A 16,258-nucleotide genomic window follows, 5' to 3' on the forward strand; every position below is an offset into this window, starting at 1 on the left:
AAAATATGTTGTTTAGTGTTGTTACTGTAACGTTTAATAGTGGAGAAACACTAAAAAGAACAATAAATTCTTTGTTGTCCCAAACAATATCTGATTTTGAGTTTATCGTTGTAGACGGAAAATCATCAGATAATACTGTAGATATTATTAAATCTTACGAACAAGATTTTGAAGAGAAAAATATTAGATTTACATGGGTTTCTGAAAAAGACACTGGTATTTATGATGCCTTTAACAAGGCAATAAAATTAGCTAAAGGTAGTTGGATTTCTTTTTTAGGATCTGATGATTATTATCTAGATAATGCTTTAGAGAAATATAAAAATGAAATAGAAAAACAACCTAACGAATTAGATTTTATTCATTCTATTGTAAAAGTAGAAGAGAGCAAAATTATTAAAGATAGATGGGTGTGGAAAGATTTTAGAAAAAGTATGAATATTGCTCATGTGGGTGCATTTCATAACAAAAATTATTTTAAAAAATTCGGTATTTATAATACTGATTATGAAATTGCTGGAGATTATGAATTACTATTAAGATCAAAAGAGAATTTAAAAACTCATTGGTTTAATGCTGTTACAGCAATTATGGCACCAGATGGTGTTAGTAATTCTCAAATAAAGAAAGTATATTTAGAAACAACCAAAGCCAAAATAGAGTCAGGTAAAATAAATCATGTTATAGCTAAATTATATTATTTTAAATGGATGTTTAAGTATAAAGTTAAAACTATTCTAAATGTCATTATTAGATAAATACCTAATTTATAGTAGTATTTTTGCTTTGTTTACAGAAGCCTTTTTTTTTCATTTTGTAATAGATATCAAACTTTATTATGTAATATTATTATCAAATTTTTTCATTTTAGCTAGTACTAAAAAAATAACAATACATAAAAATTTAATTTTTATAATTGGTTTTTTTTTGATTCATGGTGCTATTAGCTATTTATTGTTACTTAGCCCAATACAATTGTTAATTGCACAAATCTTAGGTATTTCTTTAAGTAGTATATATTACCATAATCTTTTAAAATTTTTTAGTGTAAAAAAGCTTTTTGCAGTGTACTTAGATTTTTCTTTTTATATAGCAATTATTTCTATACTTACTTTCTACTTAAACATAAACTCATTCTCAGAATTTAGACTTAATGGTATTATGCAAGAACCTGCCCATTATGCGGCTATAATGCTTCCTGCAACATATTATTTTCTTAGAAATAAAAAATACTTAAGGTTATTTATTTTAGTAATTACAATATTTTTATCTAAATCTTCTATTGGTTTTATTGGACTAGGATTAATAGTTATTTTACCTTTAATAAAAGTAAAACACTTTTTAAAATATTCTTGGTTGGTAATTTTGCTATTAAGTTGTAGTGTTTTTTATATAAGCACGGTATGGAATGAGGCAATAGATGAAAATACAAGTAATCCTTTTGTAAGAAAATTAAAAGAAACAAATAAATCTCTAAGTGCTGTTTTTACTGGTAAGTTCGAAAAAAACACAAATTTGAGTTCTTATGCATTTTTAAGTAATGCATTTATAGTAAGAGAAATATTTTTAGACAAACCTTTAGGTGCAGGTTTAGGAAGTTATAGACATGAGTATGAAAAATATTTTTCGAAAATGACACCTCCTCCGTATTTAATTTCTTTAAATTTTTCTAAAATTAATAAGACCGATGCAAATTCTTTATTTTTAAGAATGATTGCAGATTTAGGAATTTTTTCTTTTCTTTTTTTTACGTATTTTATTTATAGAAGTTTTAAATTATTTAAAAGTGATAAAAAAATAGAGCAACAAAGTGTTTTTTTCTATTTAACACTGAAACTGATTAGAGAAGGACATTATTTTCCGCCTGAATTTTACTTTTTTTTATTAATATTTTTAAAAAATTCTAATGAAGATATTACATGTAGTTGAAGATTATTCAATTGAAAGTGGAGGATTGAGAACTGTTATTAAGGATTTGAATCACTATTTAAATAAAGCAGGATTTTTTTCTTGTATTTTATCATCTAAAGAAGAAAAATTAGATAATATTTTTATTGTAAACACCAGTAAGCCTTGGTTATATTCTAAAGAATGGATAAAAAAAATAACATTAATCAATGAAGAATATAATTTTGATGTAATTCATATACATGGTGTTTGGACGTACCCGCAATATAAATCGGCTCAATTTTCGATTGATAATAAAATTCCTTTTATTTTAAGTTGTCATGGTATGTATGAGCCTTGGTTATGGAAAAAAGGAACTGTAAAAAAGAAAATCTATTTTAATAATGTTGCTAAAAATGTTTTTAAAAAAGCAAATTTTATTCATGCAATAACACCAGATGAAAAACATAATCTTACAAAATTATTTAATAAAGAGAGTATAATAGAAATACCTAATCTTATAAGTGATTCGAAAGATGTTTTTTTAAAAGACAAAATAAAGGAAAAGTATATTCTTTATTTAGGAAGATTAGATAAAAAAAAGGGAATCGATCTTTTAATAGAAGCTTTTTCAAAAATGAAGAATAAAGGTGTAAAGTTAAAAATTGCAGGAAAAATAAATGAATATAAATCAAACTTAGATGATTTAATAGAGCGATTAAAAATAGATAATCAAGTTGAGTTTTTAGGTTTAATTTCTGGAGATAAAAAACAAACACTAATTAGTAATGCTCATGTATTAGTAGCTCCATCTCATTCAGAAGTTATTGGGATGGTAAATTTAGAAGCAGCAATATTAAAAACGCCTGTTATTACCACTCATCAAACTGGTTTAAAACCAGAATGGAACAATAATGGAGGCAGATTAATAAACCCTAATTTAAAAGAGTTAATAATTGCTTTGGACGAAATTTTAGAATGGGATGTTGAAAAAAGAAATAAAAACGGAGAACAATTATATAATTTTGTTATTAATAATTATTCTTGGTCAGAGAGATTTAAGGATTGGTTAGAATTGTATAAATCTTGTCAAATCAAATAAGAGAATGAGTAAGGCACTCGAATATTTTACAAAAGGGGCATTTATTAGTCTAGCGACACTGCCTTTGCTACAACCTAATCATAATTCTATGATTATTATTTTATGTTCACTTTTAACATTATTTTATTTTTTTAAAAACCCAGAGAAACACAAGTTTCAATTTAAAAATTTAACTTTTTTAATTCCGTTCTTTTTATTCTTATCGTATGAATTCTTATCTAAAAGTTATAATTCTAAAATAATTTTATTAAATCTTCCTTTTTTAATTTTTCCGCTTCTATTTTTATATAAACCTAAATTTATAAATTATCACATAAAAATTAAGTCTCTTATTGTTTTTCAAGTATCAGTTATAATTCAAACATTATTGTTTTTAATTACTTTTTTACTTAAGAACCCGATGGATAAATTGTTTTATATAAGTAAAGAAAATATTCCTTTTTTTAGAGAGTATGTTAGTAATAATTATTTTTTTGAAATACATCCAACATATTTTAGTTCTTACATTTTATTAAGTATAACAATTTCGTTATTTAATTTAAAAAAAGCTAAAATATTTAATTTTTTAAACATTATATTTTCAATATTCTTTTTGTTTTTATTTAGTTCAAGAATTGTAATTATTTTACTTTTATTAACTGTATTATTGTTTGTCTTTTATTCTTTTTCTCCAAAAATTAAAAGAGGAAAACTTATATTAATAGTAAGTAATTTAACTATTTTAACTGTTTTTTGTTTTTTAAATAACAGTTTTGTTTCAAAAAGATTCGATGAAATAAAAAATGAAATTAGTAAACCAATAATTGGTAATCGTTATAACTCTACCAATACAAGAGTTGCTATATATAAATGTGATGTTTTGTTAACAGAGAAAGTGCCTTTCTGGGGGTATGGTAGTAATTTGCAAGAGGAATTAAATAATTGTTTTGCAGAGAATAATGATAGTGATTTTTATAAAATTAGTACATTTAATACACATAATTATTATTTTAATTTAATCTTATATGGCGGTGTCTTATTTCTTTTAATATTTCTGCTATACTTGTATATTGTTTTTAAAAGTATAAGATATAATTTATTGGGTCTTTTTATTTTTTTTCAGATTTTGTTTATAAATCTTACAGAAAATTACCTTTCTAGGCATTACGGACTAGTTTTATTTTGTTATTTTACATCCTTATTTATTTTTTGTAAAAAAGAGAGGATTAATGCAACAATTAGACACATATAAACTACCTAAAAACTTTAGAGGGAGAAATGCTTTTGTTGTTCAATTATGGTGGATTGTGCAGAGTGTTTTTTTTAAAAACTCTCCACAATTTATGTATGGTTTTCGTAATTTTTTATTGAGATTTTTTGGAGCCAAAATAGGTAGGAACGTTATTATAAGACCTACGGTAAGGGTTACATATCCTTGGAGGGTTTCTATAGGCGATTACTGTCAGATTGGAGATGATGTAGTTCTATATTCTTTAGGAGAAATTGAAATAGGAAATAATACGGTTGTCTCTCAAAAAAGTTATATTTGCGCAGCTTCTCATGATTACAAAAAGTCAACTTTTAATATTTTCTCTAAAAAAGTGACAATAAAAGATCAGTGTTGGTTGGCAACTGATGTTTTTGTAGGGCCAGGAGTAACAATAGAAAGAGGAACTGTTGTTGGAGCTAGAAGTAGTGTATATAAAGATTTACCCGCTTATAAAGTTTGTAATGGTAATCCTGCAAAAATAATTAGAGACAGAAAAAGTGTTAAGTAAAAAAAAAATATTAATAATTTCCCCATTTTTTTATCCAGAACCTATTTCTACCGGAAAATTTAATACAAATTTTGTTTTAGAATTAGTTAATAAAGGGCATGAAGTAACTGTTCTGTGTTTTCATCCATTTTATCCTAAATGGAAGGTTAAAAAATCAAAAGACAAACTTAAAGGTGTTAAGATTATAAGAGGAGGTTCTTATTTGTATTATTCAAATAAAACTATAATAAGACGGTTAGTTTTAGAGTTTAGTTTTGCTTTTTTTGTTTTAAGAAAACTAAGAAAACATCAAAAAAACAAAGATCTAATAATACCTATATTTCCGCCAAGTTTTGCATTTTATTTTATTCTTCCTTTTTTAAATAAAAAAACAAGGAAAGTTGGTATGGTACATGATTTACAAGAAGTTTATTCAGAAGGTAAATCTGGTTTTCTAAATAAAGCTATTCGTTTTTTTATTCATAGAGTAGAAAAAAAATGTTATTTAAATTGCGATAAACTTTTATTTCTTTCTCATGAAATGAAAAATGAGGCTAAAAAGCTATATTCTTTACAAGAAAAAATACTAGAAGTACAGTATCCATTTGTTTCCATAACAGATAATATAACTAATGATTTAGAATCAATTTTTGATAAGGACAAAAATAATATAGTTTATTCAGGTGCTTTAGGTGATAAACAAAACCCAGAAAAATTATATGATTTTTTCTTAAAAGCATCAGACCAAATTGAGAATACAGTCTATTATATTTTTTCTGAAGGAGAATCATTTAAAATGTTAGAAAAACAAAATAATAATAAAAAAATTCTTTTTTATCCACTAGTAAAAAAGGAAAATTTAGAAGAGTTATATAGTAAAAGTACAATACAAATTGTGCCTCAAAAAGAAAATACTTCTAAAGGCTCTTTACCATCTAAGTTACCAAATTTGTTAGCATCTGGCTGTAAATTATTAGTTATTACAGATAAAGAAAGTGAAATAGAAATGCTTTTTGAAAAAAATAATTTAGATTTAATTGCTACAAATTGGGATACAAATACATTAGTAAAAAAAATGAAATTATTAATTGAAAAAAATATCAATAAAGAACATCAAAAGTTAGTAGCTGCTAAATTATTTACAATTGATGAAATGATATTAAAAGTTTTTCGTTAAAACTATAAATTAAAAAATCGTTTGAAAAAAAGATACTCTTATTTGATTAAGCCCCTTAAAATTATTTTAGATGTATTTATTATAAATTTTATTGCTTATTTTATTTCTGATCAAGAATATTTAAGTGTTAATTTTTTATTTTATATTTCGTTTTTTTGGCTTATAACTTCTTACTTAGTAAAATTCTATGCTGTTTATAGATATACCAGATATCTTAGGCTGTTTACTTTATTAGGTAAACAGTTTATACTGTTTTTCTTAGGCTATTTTACCTATTATGGTATTTTTAGAGAAGGAGAAATTGTAGACAAGCAATCTTTAGTTTTGGCCTCTATTTTTTTAAGTATATCAGGTTTTAAGTTTTTATGGTTTTTTCTTTTAAAGCGTTACAGATATTTAGGTAATAACCTTAGAAAAACTATTGTAATAGGTTTTGACGAATCATCAAAAAATATCATTAAACTCTTTAAAAGTAAATCTAATTTAGGGTACAGTTATTTAGGTTTTTTTTCCGACAGAGTTTATAAGAATAAAGAATATTTAGGTAGTTTAGAAGAGTTTTTTAAATATAATAAATTATATGATGTAGATGAAATATATTGTTCTTTAACTACGTTATCTAATGGTGAAATCAAAAAAATAAACAAATTTGCCATTGAGAAAAACATCATACTTAAATTGATTCCTAATTCTACAGAATTATATAGTAAAAATCAAAGTATACAATATTATGATGATTCATTAATGGTTTTAAATGTAAACAAGTTACCTTTCGAGTTTGCAGAAAATTTCTATATAAAAAGACTTTTTGATATATTTTTTTCTTTATTTGTTTGCCTATTTATTTTATCTTGGTTAATGCCAATTCTTTGGGTTTTAATAAAATTGGAGTCAAAAGGACCTTTAATTTTTAAACAAAAAAGAGAAGGAATTAATGGAGAAGAGTTTATGTGTTACAAATTTAGATCTATGAAAATAAATAGTAATGCAGATAAAATACACGCTACAAAAAATGATAGTAGAATTACTAAAATAGGTTCATTTTTACGAAAAACAAGTATGGATGAATTACCTCAGTTTTTTAATGTTCTGTTAGGGAACATGAGTATAGTTGGACCTAGGCCACATTTAGGTAGTTTATCTTTAGAATATCAAAAAGAGGTAGATGATTATCTAAAAAGACACATTGTAAAACCAGGTATCACAGGTTTAGCTCAAGTAAGTGGTTACAGAGGTGAGATTAAAAAAAGAGCAGATATTAAGAATCGAGTCCGTTTTGATATTTTTTACATAGAAAATTGGTCATTTTTCTTAGATATTAAAATCATTTTAAAAACTATTTTAAATGTTTCTCAAGGAGAAGAAAATGCATATTAATAAATGGTAGAAAAATTAGATCTAACTGTATCAATAGTTCTTTATAATGAGAATTTAGAAGAGCTTACAAATACAATTAATTGTTTTTTAAATACTCCGTTAAAGAAAAAGCTCTATTTAATAGACAATACTCAAGGTAAAATATTCGAGAATATTTTTGGACAAAAAGAGGTAGAGTATATTGGTGTAGGTAATAATATTGGGTTTGGTGCAGGACATAATGTTGTATTACCTAGAGTAAAAGAAGAATCAAAATTTCATTTAGTTCTAAACCCTGATGTTAGTTTTACGTCATTGGTTATTCCTAATTTAATTTCAGCATTAGAAAAAGAGGAAAACGTCTCTATGATTGCCCCAAAAGTTTTGTTTCCTAATGGAGAACATCAATATTCCTGTAGGAGGTTTCCATTAATATCAGAACTTTTAGTAAGAAGGTTTACTTTTTTACAACCACTTTTTAAATCAACTAAATTCAAAGGGCAATACAAGGATAAAGATTTAAAGAAACCCTTTTTTGTAGAATGGGTAACAGGATGTTTTCATTTATACAAAACATTAGATTTTGTTAGTTTACAGGGTTTTGATGAACGTTATTTTTTATATATGGAAGATGTAGATATCTGTAAAAGGATAGATGAATTAGGTAAAAAGACAATTTATTTTCCGAAAGAAGAAATAGTACATGTTCTAAAACAAGGCTCTTCTAAAGACATAAAATTATTCTTTAGACATGCAACATCTGCAATTAAATATTTTTTAAAGTGGGGATTCTAATTTCCTAATAAATTAAAATATATTTGCAATAACAACAACACAACAAACAATGAATGTACTTATTTTAGGTTCTGGAGGTAGAGAACACGCTTTTGCATTAAAATTAACGGAAAGCAAAAAAATTGAACAACTTTTTGTAGCACCAGGAAATGCAGGAACAGATAAAATAGCAAAAAATATCAATATTAATCCAACGGATTTTAAAGCAGTTAAAGAACTTGTTTTAGAAAATGATATTAAAATGGTAGTTGTTGGTCCAGAAGCACCTTTGGTAGAAGGTGTACACGACTTCTTTTTAGCAGACAATGATTTAAAAGGCGTTCCAGTAATCGGACCTAAAAAAGACGGAGCATTGTTAGAAGGTTCTAAAGACTTTTCGAAACAATTCATGCAAAAACATGGAGTTCCAACTGCACGTTATAAATCATTCACAAAAGAAAACTTAACAGAAGGTTTTTCTTTCTTAGAAACGTTAGAACCACCTTTTGTACTAAAAGCAGATGGTTTGGCAGCAGGTAAAGGAGTGTTAATTTTAAACTCTTTAGAAGAAGCAAAAGCAGAATTGGAAGAAATGGTTTCTAATCAAAAGTTTGGAGAAGCTTCATCAACTGTAGTCATAGAAGAATTTTTAAAAGGAATAGAATTATCTGTCTTTGTATTAACAGATGGTAAAAATTATAAAATTTTACCTTCAGCAAAAGATTATAAAAGAATTGGCGAAGGAGATGCAGGTTTAAATACTGGTGGAATGGGGGCAATTTCTCCTGTGCCATTTGCAGATAAAGCATTTTTAGATAAAGTAGAAGAATTAGTTGTAAAACCTACCATTGCTGGTTTACAAAAAGATGGAATAGATTATAGAGGTTTCATTTTTATTGGTTTAATGAATGATAACGGAAACCCTTCTGTGGTAGAATACAATGTAAGAATGGGAGATCCAGAAACAGAAGTTGTATTACCAAGAATCGAGTCAGATTTATTTGATTTATTTGAAGGTGTTGCCAATAAAAATTTAGATGAAAAATCTTTTTCTGTTACCGATAAAACAGCAACAACTGTTATGTTGGTTTCTGGCGGTTACCCAGAAACTTACCAAAAAGGTAAAGAAATTACAGGTTATGATACCGTAGAGGAATCTATTGTTTTTCATGCAGGAACAACAATTAAAGAGGATAAAGTTGTAACAAGCGGAGGTAGAGTTATGGCGGTAACTTCTTTTGGAAATACAATTGAAGAAGCTTTAGAAAAAAGTTACAAAAGCATCGATAAAATAAACTTCGATCAAATGAATTATAGAAAAGACATTGGTTTCGATTTAGTGTAAACAATTTTTTATTTAGGTGTTTAAACAGACTTGGAATTTATCTTGACCGAAGTCGAAAGGTTCTATCTTTTTTTCAGAAAAAGAAAAAAAGGATGCCATTTGAATTCTTAACGCATTTGTTTACAATCTAAACTTTAGTTCAAATTTTAACTGCTTTTTTATAAAAATTGTAGCTTAAAGTAGGTGTATAAATGAATACTACTCAAAAAAAAATTATAATCTCGCCACTTAACTGGGGTTTGGGGCATGCAACTAGATGTGTGCCGTTAATTAATGAGTTGTTAAAAAATAATTTTATACCAATAATTGCTTCAGATGGAATTGCTTTGTCTTTTCTAAAGAAAGAATTTTCTGCTTTAGAAAGTTTAGAGTTACCTTCTTACCATATTTCTTATGGTAAAAATCTAAAAGTAAAATTACTTTTTCAAATTCCTAGAGTTTTAAAAGCAATAAAAAAAGAGCACAAAATTATAAGTGATTTTGTGCTTAAAAACAAAGAAATAGTTGGTGTAATTTCTGATAACAGATTCGGAGTAAGAAGTAATTTAGTACATTCTGTTTATGTAACCCATCAAATAAATGTACTGTCTGGTGGTACTACTTTTTTAACTTCTTATTTTCATCAAAAAATCATTAAAAAATTTGATGAATGTTGGGTTCCTGATAATGAAAATTCAGAATTTTCAGGAAAATTATCATCTACCAAAAAGAAAATCAATTTAAAATATATTGGAGTTTTAAGTAGATTTAAAAAAGAAGAATTAACTAAAAATATAGACATTTTAGTCATTATTTCTGGCCCAGAATCTAACAGAACGTTTTTAGAAAATAAATTAATTTCTGAGTTTAAAAATGATAAAAGAAAGATTATTTTTGTTTTAGGTAAAGTAGAATTAGAACAAAGAGAATGGACATCAGAAAATATTACTTTTTATAATTATTTACTTTCTCATCAACTTCAAAATTTTATCAATTCTAGTGAAATGATTATTTGTAGATCTGGATATTCTTCTATTATGGATTTGGCTGTTTTAGGTAAAAAGGTGTTTTTAATTCCTACAGAAAATCAACCAGAACAAGAATATCTATCAAAATATTTAGAAGAAAAAAAGATTGCTCCTTCTTCTGATATTAAAAACTTTACAAAAGAAAACCTTTGTAAACTTAAAGATTACAAAGGTTTATATTCTGTAGAAACAGATTTGAAATCAGATTTGAAATCCGAATTAATTAGCTTTTTGCATGGTAAAAGAAAACTCTGACCCTTCGCCGTAAGTACTTTTTAACAAAATGGTTTCGTTGTGTGCTTCTATAATGTGTTTTACAATAGATAAACCTAAACCAGAACCACCTTGCTCTCTAGATCTACTTTGGTCTACTCTGTAAAATCTTTCGAAAAGACGAGAAAGATGTTCTTGTTTAATTCCTTCTCCATCATCATTAACTTTAATAATAAACTTTTTTTGGTTGTAACTATCAACAGAAACTGTAGTAATTCCATTTGGTTTTCCGTATTTAATAGAATTTACAACTAAGTTTATTAAAACTTGTTCTATTTTTTCTAAATCTCCTTTTACAAAAATGGGAAACTCATATATTTTATCAAATTTTAAGGTTACATTTCTCTTTTTAGCTTTCATATCAAAAAGGTCAAAAACATTTTGAATTAATTCTAAAATGTTAAAAACTTTCATATCTATCTTCATGCCATCATTCTCTAATTTGGCAATCATGTCTAAATCTTTAATAACTGCAACTAATCTTTCTACACCTTTATTTGCTCTTTCTAAATATTTTGTCCTAATTTGTTTGTCGTCTATTGCACCACCTTCTAATAAGGTTAAAATATAACCTTGTACAGTAAATAAGGGTGTTTTAAGCTCGTGCGCAACATTTCCTAAAAAATCTCTTCTAAAAGAATCTCTTTTTGTTAAGCTTTTTATTTCTAGACTTTTACCTTCTACAAAATTTTGCATTCTTTTAGAAAGTTTATCTATATCTGTTGTTACAGAATCTCTTCTTAAATCTTTTTCATCTAAGATAGATACATCTCGGTATATTTTTTTAAGTCTTCTATAGATAAAATGCTCTGCTCTATATTGAATTATAAAGAAAGAAAGTAAAAAAAGTAAAATGATAGAAATAACCAACGCACCAATACCCAAATGATTTATTATAAAATAATAAGCTATTGTAGCAAGAACAACAGAGATTATTGTTAAATAAATTGCAGACCAAAGAGCGTAAGAGTATGTTTTTTTAAATTTCATAAGAGCAATGCTAATACTTATTTATCTGCTCCTTCTAAAACAAATTTATAACCAACACCTTTTACGGTTTTAAAATGGTTATCGCCAATTTTTTCTCTTAGTTTTCTAATATGAACATCAATTGTTCTTCCTCCTACAACAACTTCGTTACCCCAAACGGTATCTAAAATAACTTCTCTTTTAAAAACTTTACCAGGTTTAGAGGTTAGTAAAGAAAAAAGTTCGAATTCTTTTCTTGGTAGAGCTATCTTTTTACCAGCTTTATAAACAACGTATTCATCTCTATCAATAATAATATCTCCAATAGTAAAAACTTCATCATTAGCTTTTTCACTTTTAAGTCTACGTAAAAGAGATTTTACTTTACTAACTAAAACTTTTGGTTTTATAGGTTTTGTAATGTAGTCATCTGCACCAGCTTCAAAACCAGCAACCTGAGAGTAATCTTCTCCTCTTGCAGTTAAAAAAGAAATAATAACATTTTCTAAAGATTTTATCTTTCTAATTTTCTCACAAGCTTCTATTCCGTCCATTTCTGGCATCATAATATCTAATAAAATAAGATGTGGAATATTTTTTTTAGCAGATTTTATGGCTTCTTGTCCATTTGTTGCAGTAAAAACTTGATAACCTTCATTTTTTAAATTGTAACCAACAATTTCTAAAATATCTGGTTCATCGTCAACTAATAAAATTTTAATATCGTTTTTATTCATATCACTAATTAAAGTACAAATTGAAGACCAAAAATACTAATAAATATATTAGAAAGGTTGTTACTTAACAATCATTTAATTTGATAACACTTAATTAATGTTTAACTAACATAAGCTTTTTTGGGGGTTTGCTAAATAGGTTAACTATAAATTAATCTGCTATAAAGCTAGTTTTATTAAATTATTTCTACTTTTACACTATAACTTATAATTTATAAAACATGAAAAAAAATTACTTTTTTACTTTATTACTAACGCTATGTTTTAGCGTATTGTCTTTTGGACAAGATTTAATGATTACAGGAGCAATAGATGGTCCATTACCAGGAGGTTACCCTAAAGGGATTGAGTTATATGCTATAAATGCTATACCTGATTTAAGTATTTATGGAATTGAAAGAGCTGCAAATGGAAATGAGTCAGATGGAGTTGATTATACTTTTCCTGCAGATGCAATTGATGCGGGTACATTTATATATTTAGCAGCTACTGGAGATGGTTCTTCTGAAGGGTTTGTTCAATACTTGGGAGTAACTCCTCAATATTTTTCTGGAGATATAAATATTAATGGTGATGATGCTGTTGTTTTATATGAAAATGCTGTTGCAATTGATGTTTTTGGTGTAGTTGGTGTAGACGGTTCTGGTGAAGATTGGGATCACTTAGATGGTTGGGCTTATAGAAGCTCTGGCGCATTACCAAGTACAACTTTTAATGTTTCTGATTGGAGTTTTAGTGGAGCTAATGCTTTAGATGGTTGTGATAAAAGTGATGATACAGGAACTAATGCAGAGTGTGATTCGGTGTTTCCTACAGGAACTTATACTTCAGGAGCTACTGCATCATTAAAAAATAATACTATTGAGGGTTTTGCAACGTATCCTAACCCAATTACAAATAAAAACTTTACAGTATCTAGTAGTAGTACAGATACTAAAGAAGTAGCTATTTTTAGTGTAATTGGTAAAAAAGTATTTTCTACTTCTTTTTCTGGGTTAAACAAAAATTTAGATGTTTCTAGTTTAAATTCTGGCGTTTATATTTTAAAAGTAACAGAAGGAAGTAAATTAGCTACTAAAAAATTAGTAATTAGATAAAACAATTTTATTAAAAAACTGTTTCTTACTTATAAAGCTCCAAAATTAATTTTGGAGCTTTTTTTATTTTGTATATTTAGCTAGAAAAAGAAAATAATTAGCTATGAATCTTAATTACAAATTAAATAATATTCTGTTTTTAGATATAGAAACTGTTCCGCAAGAAGAACGTTGGAATTTGGTTTCTATAACAAATCAAGAATTTTTTAAGCAAAAAACTAAATATCAAAGAAAGGAAGGTGTTACTGCAGAAGAATTTTATAATAGTGCAGGTATTTGGGCGGAATTTGGGAAAATAGTTTGTATTTCTGTTGGATATTTTACGGATGATAAAGAAAAAAAACAACTAAGAATAACCTCTTTTTTTGGTGATGATGAACATAAACTTTTAACCGATTTTAAAATTTTATTAGACAAACATTTTGGTAAAAAAGAGCATGTTCTGTGTGCTCATAACGGTAAAGAATTCGATTTTCCTTTTATAGCTAGAAGAATGATTGTACATCAAATAGAATTGCCTAAAAAATTGAATTTATTTGGAAAAAAACCATGGGAAGTGCCACATATAGATACTTTAGAACTTTGGAAATTTGGCGATTACAAACATTACACCTCTTTAAAATTGCTAACTTCAATTTTAGGTGTTCCATCACCAAAAGATGATATTGATGGTAGCGAGGTTGCAGATGTTTATTACAAAGAAAAAAACATACAAAGAATTGTAACTTATTGCGAAAAAGACACTATTGCTATTGCTCAAATATTACTTCGTTTTAATAATGAAGAATTGTTAAAAGAAGAAAATATTATTAGAGTTTAATCTTCTAACTTCATTGAGAGCTCTAACCAACGTTCTTCTTTTTCTTCTAAAGTATTAATAACATCTTGCAGTTCTTTAGATTTTTCGGCAATGTCATCAGAAGCAATTTCTACATTTAAAAATTGGGTTTCAATCGTTTCTTTTCTTTTTTGCAACCTTTCTATTTCTGCTTCTAAAGCGCCAAACTCACGTTTTTCATTGAAGCTTAAGGTGTTTTTAGTAACTTTCTTTTCAACTTTTACTTCTACTACTTTCTTTTCAACAACTTCTTTGGTTTCAGAACTATCATAAGCTCTAAAATCAGAATAATTTCCTGGAAAATTTTCGACAACACCTTCTCCTCTAAAAACAAAAAGAGCATCTACAATTTTATCCATAAAATAACGGTCGTGAGAAACAACTAAAAGGTTACCTGGATAATCTAATAAGAAACTTTCTAATACATTTAAAGTTACAACATCTAAATCGTTTGTAGGCTCATCAAGAATTAAAAAGTTAGGATTTTGAATTAAAACAGCACATAAGTACAAACGTTTTTGTTCTCCTCCAGACAGTTTTTCAACAAAATCGTACTGTTTCTTTTTATCAAACAAAAATCGTTCTAAAAGTTGCGAAGCAGAAATTCTTCTTCCTTTTGTTAAAGGAATTTCCTCTCCAAATTCTTTAACAACTTCTATTACTTTTTGGCCTTCTTTAATATTAATTCCGGCTTGTGTATAATATCCATATTTTACAGTTTCACCTAAAATAACTTTACCAGAATCTACAGGAGTTGTTTCTGTAATAATATTTAAAAAAGAAGACTTTCCTGTTCCGTTTTTACCAATAATTCCAACACGTTCTCCTCGCTTAAAAACATAATCAAATACGTCTAAAATCTTTTTATCACCAAAAGATTTAGAAACTTTATGAAGTTCAAGAATTTTACTTCCTAAACGTTCCATATTAATTTCTAATTGTACTTGATGATCTTTTCTGCGTTGATGTGCTTTTTCTTTAATTGCATAAAAATCGTCTGTTCTAGACTTAGATTTTGTAGTTCTTGCCTTTGGTTGCTTTCGCATCCAATCTAATTCTTTTTTAAATAAACTTTTAGCTTTACCTAAATTGGTAGCTTCTAAAGCTAATCTTTCTTCTTTATTTTGTAAATAATAAGAGTAATTTCCTTTGTATTTATATATTTTTCCTTCGTCTAACTCTAAGATTTCATTACAAACGCGTTCTAAAAAGTAACGATCGTGCGTTACCATAAAAAGCGTAATTTTTTCTTTGGCAAAAAAAGCTTCTAACCATTCAATCATTTCTAAATCTAAATGATTTGTTGGTTCATCTAAGATTAATAAATCGGGTTTATTAATCAAAACAATAGCTAAAGACAAACGTTTTCTTTGTCCTCCAGAAAGCGCACCAACTTTTAAAGTTAAATCTTCTAGTTTTAATTTGGATAAAATTTGTTTGTATTGTGTTTCAAAATCCCATGCGTTGTATTGATCCATTAAATCAAATGCAGCTTGATAGGCATCTGCATCATCAGGGTTTTTTAATGCTTTTTCGTATTGATTAACAATAGATAGTATTTTATTATCAGTTGCAAAAATAGTTTCCTCTATAGTTAACTTTGGATCTATATCATCTTTTTGAGCCAAATAAGCAATAGAAATACCTTTTCTACTAACAACTTGTCCAGAATCTGGTACATCTAAACCTGCAATAATATTTAAGATAGACGTTTTACCGCTTCCGTTTTTAGCTACAAAAGCAACTTTTTGGTCTTTATTAATTCCGAAAGAGATGTCTTCAAATAAGATACGTTCTCCATAAGATTTAGAGATATTTTCAACTGATAAATAATTCACAAAGTTATATTTAGGTTTGGCAAAGAAACAAAAAAACCCAAGAATTAACTTGAGTTTTCAACATCAATTATATAAATAGAGTTTGAGGGAAATATATATAAAATTGTGTTGTAAATATACCT

15 protein-coding genes are annotated in these 16,258 nt (G+C 26.7%); 12 read left to right on the forward strand and 3 right to left on the reverse strand.

The features are described from left to right. Window positions 1-5: 5 nt before the first annotated feature. The 10 genes from ACJJVY_RS16205 to ACJJVY_RS16250 all read left to right on the forward strand — a co-directional run bounded on the left by ACJJVY_RS16205 (window position 6) and on the right by ACJJVY_RS16250 (window position 10,639). Window positions 6-758, forward strand: a complete 753-nt coding sequence (locus ACJJVY_RS16205; RefSeq protein WP_405611268.1) for a glycosyltransferase family 2 protein — start codon at window positions 6-8, stop codon at window positions 756-758. Then, window positions 742-1,929 carry an O-antigen ligase family protein gene (locus ACJJVY_RS16210; protein WP_405611271.1) on the forward strand — a complete coding sequence of 396 codons (1,188 nt, stop codon included), beginning with the start codon at window positions 742-744 and terminating at the stop codon, window positions 1,927-1,929. The genes ACJJVY_RS16205 and ACJJVY_RS16210 overlap by 17 nt, the downstream gene beginning before the upstream one ends. Further along, a complete protein-coding gene (locus ACJJVY_RS16215) occupies window positions 1,907-2,989 on the forward strand; it encodes a glycosyltransferase (RefSeq protein WP_405611274.1) in 1,083 nt (360 codons plus the stop codon). Before ACJJVY_RS16210 ends, ACJJVY_RS16215 begins: the two co-directional genes overlap by 23 nt. Window positions 2,990-3,389: 400 nt before the next feature. Beyond that, entirely contained in the window at window positions 3,390-4,220 is an 831-nt protein-coding gene (locus ACJJVY_RS16220; protein WP_405611696.1) for an O-antigen ligase family protein, read from the forward strand. After that, window positions 4,198-4,746: a putative colanic acid biosynthesis acetyltransferase gene (locus tag ACJJVY_RS16225; RefSeq protein WP_405611277.1), complete on the forward strand. Its 549-nt coding sequence runs from the start codon at window positions 4,198-4,200 to the stop codon at window positions 4,744-4,746. The genes ACJJVY_RS16220 and ACJJVY_RS16225 overlap by 23 nt, the downstream gene beginning before the upstream one ends. Further along, window positions 4,736-5,902 (forward strand): glycosyltransferase family 4 protein, encoded by a 1,167-nt coding sequence (locus ACJJVY_RS16230; RefSeq protein ID WP_405611280.1) that lies wholly within the window; start codon window positions 4,736-4,738, stop codon window positions 5,900-5,902. The genes ACJJVY_RS16225 and ACJJVY_RS16230 overlap by 11 nt, the downstream gene beginning before the upstream one ends. Window positions 5,903-5,923: 21 nt before the next feature. Then, entirely contained in the window at window positions 5,924-7,279 is a 1,356-nt protein-coding gene (locus ACJJVY_RS16235) for an exopolysaccharide biosynthesis polyprenyl glycosylphosphotransferase (RefSeq protein ID WP_405611283.1), read from the forward strand. Between the two features lie 3 nt (window positions 7,280-7,282). Next, window positions 7,283-8,053 (forward strand): glycosyl transferase family 2, encoded by a 771-nt coding sequence (locus tag ACJJVY_RS16240; protein WP_405611286.1) that lies wholly within the window; start codon window positions 7,283-7,285, stop codon window positions 8,051-8,053. A 49-nt stretch (window positions 8,054-8,102) separates the two neighbouring features. Continuing rightward, on the forward strand, window positions 8,103-9,377 hold the full coding sequence (gene purD / locus ACJJVY_RS16245; protein ID WP_405611289.1) for a phosphoribosylamine--glycine ligase: 1,275 nt from the start codon (window positions 8,103-8,105) through the stop codon (window positions 9,375-9,377). Window positions 9,378-9,568: 191 nt separating this feature from the next. Next, window positions 9,569-10,639: a glycosyltransferase gene (locus tag ACJJVY_RS16250; protein WP_405611292.1), complete on the forward strand. Its 1,071-nt coding sequence runs from the start codon at window positions 9,569-9,571 to the stop codon at window positions 10,637-10,639. On the opposite strand, the gene ACJJVY_RS16255 is transcribed toward ACJJVY_RS16250, so the two are convergent. Beyond that, window positions 10,604-11,647: a sensor histidine kinase gene (locus tag ACJJVY_RS16255; protein WP_405611295.1), complete on the reverse strand. Its 1,044-nt coding sequence runs from the start codon at window positions 11,645-11,647 to the stop codon at window positions 10,604-10,606. The genes ACJJVY_RS16250 and ACJJVY_RS16255 overlap by 36 nt on opposite strands. 17 nt (window positions 11,648-11,664) lie before the next feature. Then, window positions 11,665-12,363 (reverse strand): response regulator transcription factor, encoded by a 699-nt coding sequence (locus ACJJVY_RS16260; protein WP_405611298.1) that lies wholly within the window; start codon window positions 12,361-12,363, stop codon window positions 11,665-11,667. Between the two features lie 221 nt (window positions 12,364-12,584). Here ACJJVY_RS16260 and ACJJVY_RS16265 point away from each other — a divergent pair, with 221 nt between their 5' ends. Next, on the forward strand, window positions 12,585-13,460 hold the full coding sequence (locus tag ACJJVY_RS16265; protein ID WP_405611301.1) for a T9SS type A sorting domain-containing protein: 876 nt from the start codon (window positions 12,585-12,587) through the stop codon (window positions 13,458-13,460). A 103-nt stretch (window positions 13,461-13,563) separates the two neighbouring features. After that, window positions 13,564-14,280 (forward strand): 3'-5' exonuclease, encoded by a 717-nt coding sequence (locus ACJJVY_RS16270; protein ID WP_405611304.1) that lies wholly within the window; start codon window positions 13,564-13,566, stop codon window positions 14,278-14,280. Here the strand turns inward: ACJJVY_RS16270 and ACJJVY_RS16275 are convergent. After that, window positions 14,277-16,136, reverse strand: coding sequence for an ABC-F family ATP-binding cassette domain-containing protein (locus tag ACJJVY_RS16275; RefSeq protein ID WP_405611307.1), 1,860 nt, complete (start codon window positions 16,134-16,136; stop codon window positions 14,277-14,279). The two genes, ACJJVY_RS16270 and ACJJVY_RS16275, sit on opposite strands and share 4 nt — an antisense overlap. Between the last annotated feature and the right edge of the window lie 122 nt (window positions 16,137-16,258).

The sequence above is a fragment of the Polaribacter sp. Asnod1-A03 genome, assembly GCF_045063585.1.
Taxonomy (GTDB): domain Bacteria; phylum Bacteroidota; class Bacteroidia; order Flavobacteriales; family Flavobacteriaceae; genus Polaribacter.